The 16,150-nt window shown below is 41.9% G+C and carries 13 protein-coding genes and 1 pseudogene; all 14 read right to left on the bottom strand.

What is annotated here, in order from left to right:
* Positions 1-295 precede the first annotated feature (295 nt).
* Entirely contained in the window at positions 296-1,210 is a 915-nt protein-coding gene (locus Psch_RS08630; protein WP_134219368.1) for a nucleotidyl transferase AbiEii/AbiGii toxin family protein, read from the bottom strand.
* A complete protein-coding gene (locus tag Psch_RS08635) occupies positions 1,207-1,812 on the bottom strand; it encodes a type IV toxin-antitoxin system AbiEi family antitoxin domain-containing protein (protein ID WP_153189542.1) in 606 nt (201 codons plus the stop codon). Before Psch_RS08635 ends, Psch_RS08630 begins: the two co-directional genes overlap by 4 nt.
* 409 nt (positions 1,813-2,221) lie before the next feature.
* Entirely contained in the window at positions 2,222-3,214 is a 993-nt protein-coding gene (locus Psch_RS08640) for a hypothetical protein (RefSeq protein ID WP_134219370.1), read from the bottom strand.
* Complete coding sequence (locus Psch_RS08645; RefSeq protein WP_134219371.1) at positions 3,211-4,065, bottom strand: hypothetical protein; 855 nt, start codon at positions 4,063-4,065, stop codon at positions 3,211-3,213. The genes Psch_RS08640 and Psch_RS08645 overlap by 4 nt, the downstream gene beginning before the upstream one ends.
* Positions 4,058-5,068: an NAD-dependent epimerase gene (locus Psch_RS08650; protein WP_190239892.1), complete on the bottom strand. Its 1,011-nt coding sequence runs from the start codon at positions 5,066-5,068 to the stop codon at positions 4,058-4,060. The genes Psch_RS08645 and Psch_RS08650 overlap by 8 nt, the downstream gene beginning before the upstream one ends.
* Positions 5,068-6,390, bottom strand: a complete 1,323-nt coding sequence (locus Psch_RS08655; RefSeq protein ID WP_190239893.1) for a UDP-glucose dehydrogenase family protein — start codon at positions 6,388-6,390, stop codon at positions 5,068-5,070. The genes Psch_RS08650 and Psch_RS08655 overlap by 1 nt, the downstream gene beginning before the upstream one ends.
* 74 nt (positions 6,391-6,464) lie before the next feature.
* Entirely contained in the window at positions 6,465-7,592 is a 1,128-nt protein-coding gene (locus tag Psch_RS08660) for a DegT/DnrJ/EryC1/StrS family aminotransferase (RefSeq protein ID WP_190239894.1), read from the bottom strand.
* A gap of 100 nt (positions 7,593-7,692) precedes the next feature.
* The gene (locus Psch_RS08665) at positions 7,693-8,265 is read right to left on the bottom strand and encodes an acyltransferase (protein ID WP_190239895.1); all 573 of its coding nucleotides are present in this window, start codon (positions 8,263-8,265) and stop codon (positions 7,693-7,695) included.
* Between the two features lie 17 nt (positions 8,266-8,282).
* On the bottom strand, positions 8,283-9,242 hold the full coding sequence (locus Psch_RS08670; RefSeq protein WP_190239896.1) for a Gfo/Idh/MocA family protein: 960 nt from the start codon (positions 9,240-9,242) through the stop codon (positions 8,283-8,285).
* 56 nt (positions 9,243-9,298) lie between these two features.
* Positions 9,299-10,606 carry a nucleotide sugar dehydrogenase gene (locus tag Psch_RS08675; RefSeq protein ID WP_190239897.1) on the bottom strand — a complete coding sequence of 436 codons (1,308 nt, stop codon included), beginning with the start codon at positions 10,604-10,606 and terminating at the stop codon, positions 9,299-9,301.
* Entirely contained in the window at positions 10,606-11,706 is a 1,101-nt protein-coding gene (wecB, locus tag Psch_RS08680) for a non-hydrolyzing UDP-N-acetylglucosamine 2-epimerase (protein ID WP_190239898.1), read from the bottom strand. The genes Psch_RS08675 and wecB overlap by 1 nt, the downstream gene beginning before the upstream one ends.
* A gap of 79 nt (positions 11,707-11,785) precedes the next feature.
* On the bottom strand, positions 11,786-13,240 hold the full coding sequence (locus Psch_RS08685) for an oligosaccharide flippase family protein (protein WP_190239899.1): 1,455 nt from the start codon (positions 13,238-13,240) through the stop codon (positions 11,786-11,788).
* A gap of 447 nt (positions 13,241-13,687) precedes the next feature.
* Positions 13,688-14,967, bottom strand: a pseudogene (locus Psch_RS08690) (IS110 family RNA-guided transposase).
* A 281-nt stretch (positions 14,968-15,248) separates the two neighbouring features.
* Positions 15,249-15,971, bottom strand: a complete 723-nt coding sequence (locus Psch_RS08695) for a glycosyltransferase (protein ID WP_190239900.1) — start codon at positions 15,969-15,971, stop codon at positions 15,249-15,251.
* Between the last annotated feature and the right edge of the window lie 179 nt (positions 15,972-16,150).

Here is a 16,150-nt window from a genome sequence, read left to right on the forward strand (position 1 = left end):
ATTTGTCATTTAGCATACTAATCTTCAATAAAATCATCCTGTAAATAGGCTTCAATTTTATTATTTCTCAAGAGCAACTTCTTCGCAATCAGGTAACAACCCAACTATTTCTAAGCTATTGCGAGCAGCCCTCTATGTTCCAGGCGGTATTGTTTCACCCTTATGGGTTGCGACCACGGCGAAGCGGCCGGGGTCTTTAAAATGGCGGAGAAAACTGTGGTTGCCTTTTTTGCGGTGGGACATAGATAGGAACTTTTTTCGTTTATGAGTCTGTTGGGCTACCCTTCTGTGTTCATTAATTCTCCTCGTAATGTTTTATCCACTCAAGAGCATCCTTGTCCCACTGGCCGAAAAACTCCTTATCGCCCAGCACACATTCATAAATAGGTAAAAGAAATATTTTAATCAGCAAAACTATGCTACCAAAGCTGGCATCAATTTTAGTTCCAATTCTGCGTTTAAAAGCATTCCATTGCATTTGTTTATCTTTAAGTGTCTGGAAGCTTTCAGAAAACACCGTCGGCGTTTTGGAGAGAGGTGTCCCACGTCGTTGTATCGTCTGATTTATGGCTTCATATAACACCCGTCCATCAAAGTCAAAGGTTCTGCAAAGCATGTAAACATCATAAAAATCCTTCATTCGGCTGTTGGCTTCAGCCAAATAAAGCATCGCCTCAAACTTTTCTGCGATTACTGACTCCATGGAATAAGCTTTAATTCTTGGGAGATCCATATCAAGAAGAGAAGGATACTCCATATCAACTGCTTTGGGCACGATTACGTCTCCGAACCCAATGTCAAACTGCAAAATCTTTTTTGACTTGTCCAAAAAAGCGGTAACTTTTATTCTAACACCTTCATAGTCGGCATCCTCTTTAATGCGTTCCGCACTGATTGTTTCCGTGTCGAAGTAAATTGCATCATCGGCTTCGATGCTGCAGATTTCTTTAAAAATTTGTTGAAGACCATCCAATGTACTTGCCAATTCCTTTGCGAGCAGATCAATATCCTTTGTAGCTCTTGCCTTGTCATCAAGGATAGTATAAAGGAGCAAACCTCCCTTTAAAACAAAAATATCCCCATACTTTGAGATGGATAGGCGATATAAGATCCGCTCAATAAAATACAGCATCAAAAGATAATCAAATTGTTCTTGCTTTGCAATAGCAAGATTTTTAAGCCTTGCTTTAATGCTATCCGCCTTGCTCATAGCATTGCCTCCAGATAAGGTCTGATTTTTGTTTTTATGCGAAGCCTGGCTGCATACTCCATGAGTTTTTGCAGATTTTTATTTTTGCGTGCCATGTAGTTTTTTAGCACCTCAAAAGCCACATCTTCGCCCAACTGATACCTTAATCTAAAAAAGTCACAAACAGTTCTTTCCCGATCATAAATTCTGATTTTCGTATAGGAAAGCTGCTCCGAGGTTTCCCCCAGAGAAAAGAATGTTTTGCTAAAAACATACAGTTCAATTGGCGGATACTCCGGCAATTGAGGTTTAACGGTGCTGGATGGAACGGCAACACTTACTATGGTAGGGTTTATTGTAGTGAACTCGTGATGGACTGCCGCAGAGTAAAGGCAAATCACTCCGTTTGGAACCAGACTTGATGCCAGTTCAATATCCGACATGTTATAGTCAGAGCTAGCCCATGAATAAAAACCAGTCCTGTGTTTTTTAACAAAACCTGCTTCTATAAGTTCTGTGATATCTCTGCTGCAAAGCTTGTTTTCTCGGAGAATGGACGCCTTGACAATAGGACCGTTATCATCAAATATCTTTTTAATTTTTTTACGCCTTGTCTCAGTCATGATTATCACCAAATCAATAGGCATTAAGATTTATTTTCTGTTTTTTTGTGCATATTTATTTTACAATATTTTCTAAGTAGTTGTCAATATAAAACTTATCTTTAAAAAAATCAGGAACGCAGCTGGTATATGATGCTCTCTTTGGAGTCACGAAATAATCAGGCCCCCAGGACACTGGGCAACCTTTTTTATATATGCTGCGATGAGATGCAGGACATCAGCTTTACTCAGGCAGTCTTGCTGATAATTGACCTTCTAAGGCAGTCTTTGGTTGATTTCTTATTTTTGTCGGAACAGCAGGTCAATGCGTTCTTGAACCATTTTTGTGCTTCTCTATCCTTGATATTTAAAAAACGCCTGAAATTTTCAATATGCGAAAGTTGAGTTAGTTGACAGGCGCCGTAGATTTTTATTTAGTTTTTGAAGGGGACAACCCAGACAATCCTTCTTGCCACCCAAGAATATCAACTGCATAAGCAAGAAATTCCTTTAACGTGTTATCACGCTGTTCTTCGAATTCCTGAAAATACGCTGAACTTAATGACGCCAATGCATGTATCAACTGTGGAAATTTGTTTATGAGAATTGTTTTATCTAATGCCTTATTTTGTAAACGCTGCCTTGTTTTTATTTTTCTATAATTTTTTTCCTTTCGCTCAAATCTTGGTTTTGAAGCTTTATGAATAACCATTTCCTGCAATTTATCAATCATATTCTGGTATTCGTTATTTAGAACTATGGAAAGATGCAGAAAATAATATTCACTAATCTGATTTATATCCTCAGTGGTTGCAATTTTAACTTCTTTTCTGTCTTCATTATTTTCTTCTCGTCTATTATCTCCTAAGATTTTCTTTCTGATATTTTTCTTATTTTCATAATATCCACGCAGAAGGATGGAAAACATATTAAGATTCATGATATATATTTTGATTTGTAAAAGCATGCCGAGAACATCATCATCTAAGATATATAAACCGTTCATTGTAAGATTTTCAAGTTTAACAAGAGCCTGAATAATTTTCTGCTCAGTTGCTATTCCTTGACTGGAATAACAGTTTTCATTATCCTTTAAAGATAAACCGCTTATCTCAAAGTTGTTTTTCACGGCATCAATGTTTTCCGGAAATGCAGCCGTCTTGCTCTGGTCTTCAACAAATGACCTAATAGCATCATATTGTTCAAGGCGCAAATCTAGTACCCGCGCTTTAACCTTTTGTATTTCTCTTTTCTTGTCAACAAATAATGTTGAAAATATTGCAACAAGAACCGACGCGAATAAGACACCCAGTAGTTCTATAAGGTTTCCTACCATAAAATCCGGTAATTTATTCAGCAATGCTGAAAATTCCGAAGCCGCATGTGAAAACCAACCAAATATGTATTCAAATAAAACCTTCATTGCCACACCTCCTGATCATGGAGGAATGGTGTCACCACATACTCATTTGCTTTGAAATGCTTACATAATATATCAAATGAAGTACCGGTTTTCTCTGCAATTATATCTATTAGCATCCGAAAGAGCCCTATCTCATTCACAGCATATAATGTTTCGCGAAATTTTCCATAAAAGAACCTGACTTTTTCCTCTTCATTTTTAAACGGAGGTTTGCTGCAGGATCTTAAATTATACAGTTCACCAACTAAAGCACGCTCAAAATCGGCTTGCATTTTTACCATATCGAAGTCTATTACCATACCGACTTTTGGAAGAAACTCTTTTAAAATCTCATCGGTGGTTGACTCATCTAAAAGCGTCCCATCAGGCATTGGTGTAGTCATTAAATATTTGTAGTATCCATCAAGCTTTGACAGATACAGATAAACATATATAAATTGCTTATAAGATTTAGGACCTACCAAATGGAGCTTGTTGGTATAAAAACTGTCAAGTGACTTAACAATAGTTTGAAGTTTTTCTCTGCCCTCAAGGAAAGGAGGATACTCTACTGCAGGTCTATCCTTAAGTGTCGCAACCCCATACTTATCTAATTCACTACGGATATCCAATTCAGTATCCAGAACAATGGTTCTTTCGTTGATTCTTGCCATTGAATCCAGTATTTCAAGATAAGCGGTTATTCGGTCATTAAGAATTTTCCCTTCACGTTCATTCAAAGCTTCTTGCTTTGACAACCAATGAATTGTAATAAACCCTACAGCTCCTGCAACGATAATTGTAGAAAGGAAACCGAAGATGCCCTGCCATATACTTTCTGATAACCCAAGAAAAACTGTCTGGTCAATCAACTGTGGCCTCCTCCCTCGTATACCACGCCACAAACCTGCCGATGCCTTCATAGATACTGGTGCTTGGCTTAAAACCGACGTCCCTCACTAAATCCGTCACGTCAGCGTAGGTTTGATACACATCGCCCGGCTGCATGGGGTAAAACTCCTTGACCGCCTTTTTGCCCACGGCGTTTTCAATGGCCCCGATGAAATCCATCAGTTTCTCCGGCTTGTTGTTGCCGATGTTATACAGCTTATACGGGGCATCCGGCATGGTGAGCACGGGGGAGTTCTCGATCAAAGGCAGGATCCCGCCGACAACGTCGTCGATATAGGTAAAATCCCTGTACATGTCACCGTTGTTAAACACCCGGATCGGCCTATCCTCCAGGATCGCTTTGGTAAACGAAAAATACGCCATGTCCGGCCTGCCGTACGGCCCGTAGACGGTGAAAAACCGCAGGCCCGTGGCGGGTATCCGGTAGAGGTGGCTGTAGGTGTAGGCCATCAGCTCATTGGATTTCTTGGTGGCCGCGTAGAGGCTGACCGGGTTATCAACGGGATCGTCCGTGGCAAAAGGGACTTTTTTGTTGTTGCCGTAGACAGAGCTGGACGACGCGTACAAAAGATGCCGCACCGGGTGGCGCCTGCAGCATTCCAGGATATTAAAAAACCCCACGATGTTGGACCGGATGTAGGCTTGCGGGTTTTCAACGCTGTAGCGCACGCCGGCCTGCGCCGCCAGGTTGATGACCACGTCGATGCTGTTCTCAGTGAACAGGGTCTCAAGAGTTTCCTTTTCAGACAGATCTATTTTGTAAAAGGTGAATTGATCATACTGCTTGAGAATATCCAACCTGGCATATTTCAGCCGGACGTCGTAATAATCATTCAAATTATCCAGGCCGATAACGGCGCAGCCCTGTTCCAAAAGCCTTTGTGAGAGATGCATACCGATAAACCCGGCCGCGCCCGTCACCAAATATGTCTTTTTAGCATCAACTGATTTTAGCTTCTTCATTAAACACCTACGCCATAGTATTTGAAGCCCTTTTCGACCATGCTCTTTTTATCGTAAATGTTCCTCAAATCAAAGAAATAGGCGCCGGCGCCGATTTCCTTAAATTTATCAAAATCTAGGTTCCTGAATTCATTCCACTCGGTCAGGATCACCGTGGCGTCGGTATGCGCCAGGGCTTCATAAGCATTGCCGCACCAGGTGAGGCTGTCCTTGATCCCTGCAAAACGCCAGTCCCCCTCTTTACGGCCCGCAGGGTCATATACCTTGAGCTTTGCGCCGCGTTTTACCAGTTCCGGCAGGATCACCAGCGACGGCGCCTCCCGCATGTCGTCCGTGTTCGGTTTGAAGGTCACGCCGAGCACAGCCAGGGTTTTATCGTTCAGCTCCCCCAAAGCGCCTGCAATTTTATCCACCATTTTCAGCTTCTGGCGGTCATTGGCAGCGACTGTCGCTTCCACGAGAGATATGGACTCCCCGCAGTCCCGGGCTATTTTCACCAGAGCCCTGGTGTCTTTGGGGAAGCAGCTCCCGCCAAAACCGGGGCCGGCGTGCAGGAACTTCGGGGAAATGCGCCCGTCCCGCCCCATCGCCTTGGCTACCTTCTGCACGTCCGCGCCGACCTTTTCACAGACGTTGGCTACTTCATTGATGAACGTGATCTTCATGGCCAGGAAGGCGTTCGACGCGTACTTGATCATCTCCGCGGTTTCGATGTTGGTCTCAACAAAAGGGGTTTCGTTGAGATAAAGGACCCGGTAAACTTCCTTCATGACGCTGATGGCCCGGTCGCTTTCAGCGCCGAGGATAACCCGGTCGGGATGCATGAAGTCCTGGACAGCGGAGCCTTCGCGCAGGAATTCAGGATTGGACACCACGTCAAAGGCATAGTCAGCCCCCCGCTCAGCAAGGATAGCCTGCACCGCCGCCTTGACCTTTTGGCCGGCGCCCACCGGCACGGTGGACTTGTTCACGATGACCTTGTAGCCGTCCATATGGGTGGCAATGTCCTTTGCCACAGCGAGCACATACTGCAAGTCCGCGCTGCCGTCGTCCGCCGGGGGAGTGCCGACGGCGATGAAGATAACGTCGTTGTTTTGGACGGCGGACTGGATGTCCGTGGTAAAGTCAAGGCGTTTGTAGTAGTAGTTGTTCTTGACTATGCGCTCAAGCCCCGGCTCGAAGATGGGGATGATACCGTTTTTTAAGCTGTTGATCTTGTCCTCGTCAATGTCAACACATGTTACATTGTGGCCGAAGTCTGAAAGAATTGCGCCGGATACAAGGCCGACGTAGCCGGCGCCTATTACTGCTATTTGGGGCATGGTGTGATCACCTCAATTTTTCATTTAGCACGGATAACAAATTGGACATTGTATTTACAATCTCCTCAAGTGAATTATAATATATATGCTTTAATCGCATCACACACGGCATCAACATCCTCTTCACTTAAATAAGGATGCATCGGCAGAGAAAGAACAACATCACAAAGTTCATTTGTCACTTCGTAATTATTCTCATCAAACTCTAAATCCGCAAACGCCCCTTGTTTATGCATCGGCTTAATATAATAAATCATGCTCGGAATACCCTGCTCTTTTAGCCTGGTCTGCAGACCATCACGCTGCTCTTTATCTTTCAACTTGATGGTATACTGAGCAAAGCTTGAATAGAACCCATCCGGTATTACAGGTATTTCAACAACACCTTTGAGTCTTTCGTTGTAAAGCCGGTATATCCTGTTCACATCTTCCAGTTCATGGTCAATGAAGGCTTTCAATTTCACTTTTAATATGGCGGCTTGAATAGTATCCAATCTTGAATTAACGCCAATTCTCACATTGTCATATTTATTATCGCCTTTGCCGTGGACCTTGAGGGATTTGATAAGCTGTGCCAGCTTGTCATTATTGGTAAACACAGCTCCGCCGTCTCCATAGCATCCCAGCGGTTTTGCTGGGAAGAACGAAGTAGTCGCTGCTTCGCCAAAGCTGCAGGCCCTCCGTCCATTAATATTGCCACCGAAACCCTGAGCGCCGTCTTCCAGCACCCACAGATTATACTTCTTCGCTACTTTCTCTATTTCAGGAAAGTTTGCGGGTAGGCCGAATAAATCGACAGGAATAATTACTTTTGGTGTTAATTTTCCTTCCGCTATTGTCTTCTGAATTGCTTTCTCCAGTTTTGCCGTGTCTAAGTTGAAAGTGCCTCTGTCTACATCCACAAATATTGGAGTCGCTCCTTCAAAAGAAACGATCTCCCCCGTGGAGAAGAACGTAAAGTCGGGTACGAAAACCGCGTCTCCTTCTTTAATACCCCATGCCATCGCCACAAGTGTCATTGCCTCGGTTCCGTTGGCACAGGAGATGCAGTGTTTAACGCCAACATAGTCTGCCAATTGCGATTCCAATTCACCAACATCTTTGCCGCCGATGAAGTTGGCATTTAATAACACTTCCTGTATTGCAGAATCAATCTTAGCTTTATATTCCTGGTATTGCGCTTTTAAATCTCTAAATTGCATTTTAGTTGGTCCTCACCTTTTATGATTTGGTGCTTTATCTTATTGGGGTGTTATTATGACGCCGATTTTATTGAAATATGTTCAAACCAACGTATTCTTTTTACACGATTTCATTCTCCTCCAGATTGCCATTCACCAATACATACTCTCTAGTGCAATCCTTGCATTTAAGCCCATCTTTCAGCGGCATGCCGCATTCACATACCCAACATATCTGTTTGGCCGGCACCCCTGCCATCAAAGCATAGTCCGGCACATCCTTAGTCACAACCGCACCGGAAGCAATCATCGCCCACCTGCCGACAGTATGACCGCAAACAATAGTGGCATTGGCGCCGATTGAAGCGCCATATTTAATCAGCGTCTTTTTGTACCCGGCGCTGCCTTTGGGGTATTTACTTCTCGGCGTCAAGTCATTGGTGAACACACAAGACGGCCCACAGAATACGTAGTCCTCCAGTTCAACGCCTTCGTATACAGAAACGTTGTTCTGGATTTTCACGCCGTTACCGATCCTCACGTTATTCGACACATTCACGTTCTGACCAAGAGAACATTTCTCGCCTATTTGCGTTCCTTTTTGGATGTGGCAAAAATGCCATATCTTTGTGCCATTGCCTATAGATACACCTTCATCTATATAACTGCTTTCATGTACAAAATACTCTGCCATTGCTTCTTACTCCTATCTCATTCATTTTTACTTATTAACTCTTGTACTGTTTCCAGTACTTTGACCACTTCGTGCCCGGTTTTTCCACTGGCAAATTCAATTTTTTGATCAAGGTTGTTAACAAAGTATTTCAGCTCTTCAGTCAATGGCATCGCTTTATCATAAACGATGATTTCATCGGGCTGCTCTACTTTAACCGGTTTACCTTCTACCCAATCAATGTGTTTGTTATAATACAGAATGTTCTTGTCCAAAGAAGAATCATCAAAAGATACCATTCCCTGGCTGCCCACCACAACTAGTCTTTGTTCCTTGAAGGGATGTAACCAGGAAACAAAGATATGCGCATGCACATTGCCCGGGTAAGTAAACTGAGCTATTGTCACATCATAGATTTTATCCTGGAGGAATTTTGCTCCTTTAGCTTCTATCTTAGTGGCGGGGCGCCCGATGAAATAATCCAAGATCGAAATGTCATGAGGCGCAAACGACCAAAAAACATTCTCCTCAGTTCTGACTGTCCCCAAGTTTAACCTGGTTGAGTATATATAGTAAAGCCGGCCAATTTTGCCGCTTTTGATGACCTCTTTGATTTTTTTAATGGCCGGATGGAAAAGTAAGAGATGCCCCACCATAAGCCTGGCCCCTGTTTGCCCTGCAAGCTCAACAAGATGACGGGAATGCTCTGAGGAAAGGGCCATTGGTTTTTCAATAAGTACGTTCAAGCCCTTTTCAAGTAGCTTTTTTCCCACAGGATAATGGGTCTCAGCAGGAGTGGCCAATATGTATCCGTCAAAACCTTGCTGGATTGCATCATCAAGTTCGGTGAAACCCTTTACTGGATATGGCTCTAACAGTTCTTCCAGTCTCTGCTGGTTGGTTTCCACAATGCCCGCCAGGTTACCAATTTGAAAAAGAGTTCTGATGTGGTTTTGTCCCCAACGTCCCCCTCCGATTACGCATATTTTTTTCCCCACAGTTAAATGCTCCTTAATTATTTTTCTGGTGTTTATCCCTTCTGGTTATTAGTCATTTATAACACTTCTATATTTTCTCTGTTTTTTATTTCCTTCATTACATTCTTTGTATCGAAAATTATTTTCGCATGCTTCTGAACAAAGTCGTAATCGACGCTGGAATGCGCTGTTGTAATCACAATCAAATCCACACTTTCTATCAGGGCTGTGGTCAACTCCGGTTCACCTTTTACAACTTTTCCATGCTCACGATACTCCGGTATGTAAGGATCAAAATAAACAACCTCAGCGCCCTCTTTTTCTAGTTCGTCAATCACTCTGATAGCAGGGCTTTCTCGATAATCGTCAATATCTTGCTTATAAGCTACGCCAAGCACCAATACTTTTGAGCCGTTCATCGCTTTCTTGTATCTGTTGAGTATCTTGCTTGCCCTCTCCACACAGTATTCCGGCATACGGTCATTTACCATCATGGAGGCTTCAATCATTGATGTATGAAAGCCATATTCGCGGGCTTTCCATGATAAATAGTAGGGATCAAGTGGGATGCAGTGACCACCTAAACCGGGTCCCGGATAGAATGCCTGGAATCCATATGGTTTTGATTTTGCGGCATCTATGACTTCCCAGATGCTAATACCCATTTTATTGCATAGGATGGCAAGTTCATTGACAAGGCCAATATTAATATTTCGGTAAGTATTCTCCAATATCTTTTCCATCTCAGCAACGGCAGGGGTAGATACACGGTGAATAGGCGCTTCCAGAATACTCTCGTATAAAGTAGCAGCTATATCAGTACACGCTGGGGTTATACCTCCCACGACTTTTGGTGTGTTCTTAGTCTTATAGATGAGATTACCAGGGTCAACACGTTCCGGTGAAAAAGCGAGATAAAAATCCTCCCCGCATTTTAAACCGGACTTTTCAAGTATCGGCTTAAGCAACTCCTCTGTGGTTCCTGGATATGTAGTTGATTCCAACACTATCAGCATATCCTTATGCATGTATGGAACGATGCTCTCAGCAGATGCCCTAACATAACTGATATCTGGTTGTTGATGGGCATCCAATGGTGTTGGTACGCATATACAAATGCAGTCAGCTTTAGCTACCTGGGCAAAGTCGGTAGTAGCCGAAAGGAAGCCTGAATCAACGATAGCTTCAAGGTCTTCGTTTACTACATCGCCAATGTAGTTCTTGCCTGCGTTGACCATATCAACCTTGGCTTCTTGCACGTCAAAACCAATTGTTCTATAGCCAGCCTTAGCTTTCTCCACTGCTAATGGTAGACCAACGTAACCTAAACCAATAACACCTAGAGTTGCTGTTTTATTTAACAGCTTTTGTTTTAAGTTGCTCATTAAAATTTTCCTCCATTTACTATAGCCTGGTAAATATATTTTGCTGCGTGACCATCACCAAACAAAGAAGGTTGTGGATACTTTTGGCAGTCAAGTGGCCGATTTGCACATTTAATTATGCTATCGGCATATATTGGTGTTAAGACATTCCATCCATTTTCCAACGTCTCAACCCATTCTGTCTGGTCACGAAGTGTCGTACATGGAGTTTTAAGAAAATATGCTTCCTTTTGAAGGCCGCCTGAATCGGTAAGCACCATATAGGCATTAGCTGTAAGATACAACATCAGCAAATAACCAACTGGCTGAATAATAATTATATTGCTTATTAATATATCCAGCTCATCTAGCAACTTACGTGTACGAGGATGAAGCGGCAGCAAAACAGGCTTGTCCAGTTTTTCAAAGGCATTGAAAATTTCACGTAATTTATTGGGATTATCAGTATTTTCTGCTCGATGGATAGTTGCTAAATAAAAGTTTTTATCCTTAAGGCTTGATATATATGGGTTTTCGTTGCGCAACTCCGCAAGCCAGGCTCCACTGGCATAACGCTGTTTGGATATGGTAATATTTTGTAGAACAGCATCATACATAATATCACCTGTGTTATAAACACCTTTCGTGATACCCTCTTTACGAAGATTCTCAACTGCCGTTTTTGTTGGGCATAGCAGCAATGTTGAAATATGGTCGGTTAGTACACGGTTCTGTTCCTCCGGCATACGCATGTTGTAGCTACGCAGACCAGCTTCTACATGAAACACGGGAATATGAATCTTGCTCGCTGCCAAAGCCCCGGCCAAGGTAGAATTGGTATCTCCGTATACAAGCACACCATCCGGGTTTTCTTTAAGGAGCAGCTCTTCTATTTTCTCCAGCATGCGTCCAGTTTGTGCTCCATGCATACCGGATCCTACTCCTAGATTATAATCTGGTTTGGGGATGCCCAACTCAGCAAAAAATATGTCTGACATATTAGTATCGTAATGTTGCCCTGTGTGGACGAGAATTTCTTTGTGCTGTTGTCTGAAAACAGTTGAAAACGGTGCAGCTTTTATGAATTGCGGTCGGGCGCCAATGATTGTTAGTAATTTCAAGTGGAGTATCATCCTTTCTTCGTGGTTAATTATTCAAAAGCGTTTTAAACAACACTCATTATTCTCCTAATAGCTTAAATTAATAGCTCTTTAAAACTTTCCATTTTGTTTTAATCGTTTTCAACATTATAAGAAAATAAATAATCCCCCAGGCAATTCCAAGTACAATAGATTCCATAATTTCGCCAGTAAAAGTTTCTAATTGTATTACCTCTTTAACAAGAGTAAAAGACACACCAAAAAAAATATTTATCATTGTAATAATTGCAAGGAACTTCCATGGAAATATATTAATAAAGGAAATAGAAATACTCTTTGATGAAACTATGAGTTGGCACATATTCACTGCCGCTATAGATATAAAAGTTGCAATTGCAGGACCAATGAAACCGAACATGAGATAGAATAGATAGCTTAATATTACATTTAACCCTAGTGATGCTATTGAGCTATAAAATATAAATTTTGTTTTACCTATAGAATTCAATATCATACCAAAATAAGTACATCGCAGCAACAGAACAACATTAAATACACGAAATACTGCAACTCCTGATAAATATTTATCTGAATATAACAGTGAAATAAATTCTGATGCAAAAACAAATAAACCCGTGGCAAAGAAACATATACAAATGTAAGATAGGGTTATGGCATGTTTCCATAATGTAATCGCTTCATCGTTTTTATTATTTTTCAAAAGCTTTACAAGTTCCGGCATAATTACAGCCGTGAGCGATGATGATATTATTGTAACAGGCATTTCTCTGGCAGCGTTCGTATATATTGCAAGTTGCTCAGTATTAAAAAAGTAACCTATAACGAGCTTATCCAATTGTATACTTAATGTTCCAACCGTTGTAGCTAAACCAATTGGAAGAGAAAATTTTAATATGCTTTTTACTAAATCTTTCTCGACATAAATTCTAATTTTTCCTGTGAGATTGCCCACTATAATATAAACAATTATTGCAAATACAGCTTCTCCGGTTACAAAAATAGCCATATATGCTGCAAAACTTAATCCTAAAATTTGCACAACGATGATAGCAAATAATAAAAATAAACTATTGAGAATAGTAAAAAGCATTAAACTGGAAACCTTCTTGCAAACTACCAATATATTTCCTATACTTGCAATAATTATTTTTGTCCACGGATAAACAGCCAATACATACCAAAAACTTTTTATAAGTTCATTTTTGAAGTATTGTGCTATTAGAGGAGTAGCCGCTACTAAAACCAGGCCAGTTATAAAACTCAATAAGGTATTTAATGTGTAGTAAGTTGATATGAACTTTTCTTTTTCTTCATCGCTTTCCGCTCTTGCTAAAAAGAAATTAATGCTATTGGGTAACCCTAACATAAAAATAGTGGTAACAATGTTAACAACTAAGAGAAGTTGAGAATACGTACCATACTCTTCTAATGTGCGAAAGCGTGATAACAGCATTGCTGTTATCATTGATATAATCATGGTAATAATTTTTGACGTGGTTAATTTTAAAGCATCATTCGCAATTGAAGACTTCAAAAATGCCTCCCTCTATAATCTAAGGTTTTCTTAAAATATCTCGTATCTTAGATTTTCACATTTCCAATAATGAGCCTCATGGACGGGATTTGAATTATTGCATTATTATGGATGGTCATGTGTATCTCAATGAAACTGCGTTATTTTCGAGTATTGCGGCCATTGGAATCCACATTTCTCCGGTAGCGTACCCTCCCATGTCTCACAGGGTCATATTGCCCTAAATTCCTTCGTCCTGCCTGCCCAGGAGGTGGATGTCAGTCATGCTCCTAAACGGGGGCTTCGCCCTCATGGTGATTATTCAACCTGACTAATCCCGGCTCATTTTGTCAATGTGCGATCAAATGTCATGAACCCTCTGTTTTATTGGTATTCTCCGGTTGAACAACCGTCGCCAGGTCGCAGTATTACCTATGGCGACGTGTTAATATTTTTGTACAGTTACCCTTATGCCGCCTGGATTTCAGGCCTTTTTATGTCCCTCATCATTTTTTCCGGATCATATGCGACCTTCTTTGTCATGAGGGTGAAGAATATCCTGATCAGCTTACAACACAGTAGTATCAACGACTGCTTCTTCTTTAAAGGGTTGTTAGCCCTTGTGTTGTAGTACTGGTGCAGTTCGCTGAACTCATTGTTCTTGGCTACTATGGGCATTATCCCCTGGAACAGTATGGCTCTTAGCCGCCTTCTTCCCCGCTTGCTGATGGTGGTTTTGCCCTTGTGCTTGCCGGAGCTGTTTTCCTTGAGGTTCAGTCCTGCAAGTTTCTGCAACTGCCTTGGGTGCTTGAACCTTGTTATGTCTCCACCTCGGCTACGAACCCTGCGGCAATTATCAGCCCGACTCCTTTTATCTTCAGCATTTCCTCTACGCCAGGCACCTGCATGGCCAGTTCTTCAATCAGGGCCATTGTAGTTTCATATTGCCGCATCAACAGCTCATATTCTTCCAACAGGGATTTGAGATCGTTTTCCGCTGCTCGAAGTCCCTGGCGTATACCTACAGTGCCTTTGGCAGCCTCAATCAGTCTTTTTGCGCGCTTTACTCCAACCGCCCGGCTGATTTCCCTTCTCCAGCTGGCTACGATCCCTTCCAGGCCCAATTCAAGTATCCTGGCGGGGGTGGGGAATTCCTTCAGGGCCATCAAGGCGGCTTTGCCTTCCCATTTCCCGAACACCTGGTTAAACTCGGGAAAGTAGATGCTTATCCAGCGTTTAACCCGGTTCCGGATGCTGTTTAGCCCTTTTACCAGCCTCCAGCGGGTATCCATTGCGTTGCGCAGTTCGCTGTATATTCCTTCAGGCATGTACGGCTCCATATATCTGCCGTCTTTGACCAGCATGGCGATGGTCTTGGGGTCTTTGCGGTCATTCTTGGTGGGATTGTTGTCATCCAGTTCCTTGCTCCGCTTTACATGAAACGGATTCACCAGCACTATTTTTGTCCGGTGATCCTTAAGATGTTGGGCAAATGTGAACCAGTAATGACCTGTGGGCTCCATCCCAACTATGATATGATCTTTGCTGTGAGCTGCCCTCAGCTTTCCAATCCACTCAACGAATGCGGCAAACCCATCCCCATCATTGCTAAACTTCAACAGCCGGCCATACTCAATTCCTCTGAAATCGAAAGCTCTGGCGTAATGGAGCTCACTGGCAACATCAACTCCTATCACCAATGTGTTTTCCGTGATTTGCATTATTTTGGCGTTTTGGGTATACTTCATTTTGGGTACCTCCTTGGTTAGTCTTATTAATTAGGGGTAAACTTTCCAGAAGCTTTACACCCTGTATTCTAACCGGAGGTGCCTTTCTTTTTCAAAGCTCATTTTGTTTTATTACAGGAATGCTCCTAATTAATGTTTAATTCTTCAGGATTCGGGATTAACTTTACATTAGTCCCTGGCAAAGGCACTTCCTTCAAGTGCCATAATTACCATTCAGTTTTCGTTTAATTATTTAGGGATCATATGTTTGCCCACACATTCTATCGTAGAACCAACTTTTCTTAACTAATTTCTATACTTGTTACTTTTGTATCAACAACAGCTTCATGGAACCAATTTTCCCTCAATTTATTAACAACAGCAAGCTCGGCATTCATTCTTTCATTCCAACTCCAAAAGTTTTGTTTTGCATATTCTTGTGCATTGCAGCCAAGATATTTTCTTAGTTTCTCATCTGACAGCAAATACACAATAGTTGCTGCAATTCTGTCAGATTTATTTACAGGTAACAGAATACCATTGAATTCATTTTTAATTACTTTATATGTATCACCAATATCAAGTGTTATGATAGCTTTTCCGTATCGCATTGCTTCTATCAAGGGGTTTCCTACATTGCTTAAATCATATAAAGAAAGAAATATATCTGCTATGGCATAATATTTCCAAACATCTTTCTGTTTAACTGCGCCTGTAAAGATTACACTTTTCTCTATTCCGAGCTGCTTTGCTAACGATTGTAACTTATCCCGTTCAGTACCATCACCAACAATCATTAATACGCAATTTGGAAAGCTCTTTAATACATCAGGCATAGCGCTTATAGCACGATCAACTCTTTTCCAGCCAGCTAGTCTTGATACAGTCAGCAGAATAGGTACAGTATGGGCAATGTTTAACTTATCTCGGAGGGCATACCTTGTTTCTGAATAAGAAACATCAGAATCGTGAGCTTGCCCCATTAAAATAGACATAGAAAATGGCGGATTATCTTCTGTTTTCACAGATTTTCAATTTTAGGCTGGGAATGAGGCTTAGCAAATTCTTTCTCATGTTCGACCAAGTATCGAATAAGAGCCGTGGCCGCCCTTGACATGGAGCCTCGCACCCGTGTTGCCAAGGACCAAGGGGCCAGTATCGCTTTGCTTATGGCCCTTGCCAATCAAGGCTAACACGGGCATTC

This window comes from Pelotomaculum schinkii (genome assembly GCF_004369205.1).
GTDB lineage: Bacteria > Bacillota > Desulfotomaculia > Desulfotomaculales > Pelotomaculaceae > Pelotomaculum_C > Pelotomaculum_C schinkii.

What these genes read in the sequence shown, in the direction of transcription:
- Psch_RS08630 (WP_134219368.1), bottom strand. Translation starts at nt 1,210, where the DNA reads ATGAGCAAGGCGGATAGCATTAAAGCAAGGCTTAAAAATCTTGCTATT.
- Psch_RS08635 (WP_153189542.1), bottom strand. Translation starts at nt 1,812, where the DNA reads ATGACTGAGACAAGGCGTAAAAAAATTAAAAAGATATTTGATGATAAC.
- Psch_RS08640 (WP_134219370.1), bottom strand. Translation starts at nt 3,214, where the DNA reads ATGAAGGTTTTATTTGAATACATATTTGGTTGGTTTTCACATGCGGCT.
- Psch_RS08650 (WP_190239892.1), bottom strand. Translation starts at nt 5,068, where the DNA reads ATGAAGAAGCTAAAATCAGTTGATGCTAAAAAGACATATTTGGTGACG.
- Psch_RS08655 (WP_190239893.1), bottom strand. Translation starts at nt 6,390, where the DNA reads ATGCCCCAAATAGCAGTAATAGGCGCCGGCTACGTCGGCCTTGTATCC.
- Psch_RS08660 (WP_190239894.1), bottom strand. Translation starts at nt 7,592, where the DNA reads ATGCAATTTAGAGATTTAAAAGCGCAATACCAGGAATATAAAGCTAAG.
- Psch_RS08665 (WP_190239895.1), bottom strand. Translation starts at nt 8,265, where the DNA reads ATGGCAGAGTATTTTGTACATGAAAGCAGTTATATAGATGAAGGTGTA.
- Psch_RS08675 (WP_190239897.1), bottom strand. Translation starts at nt 10,606, where the DNA reads ATGAGCAACTTAAAACAAAAGCTGTTAAATAAAACAGCAACTCTAGGT.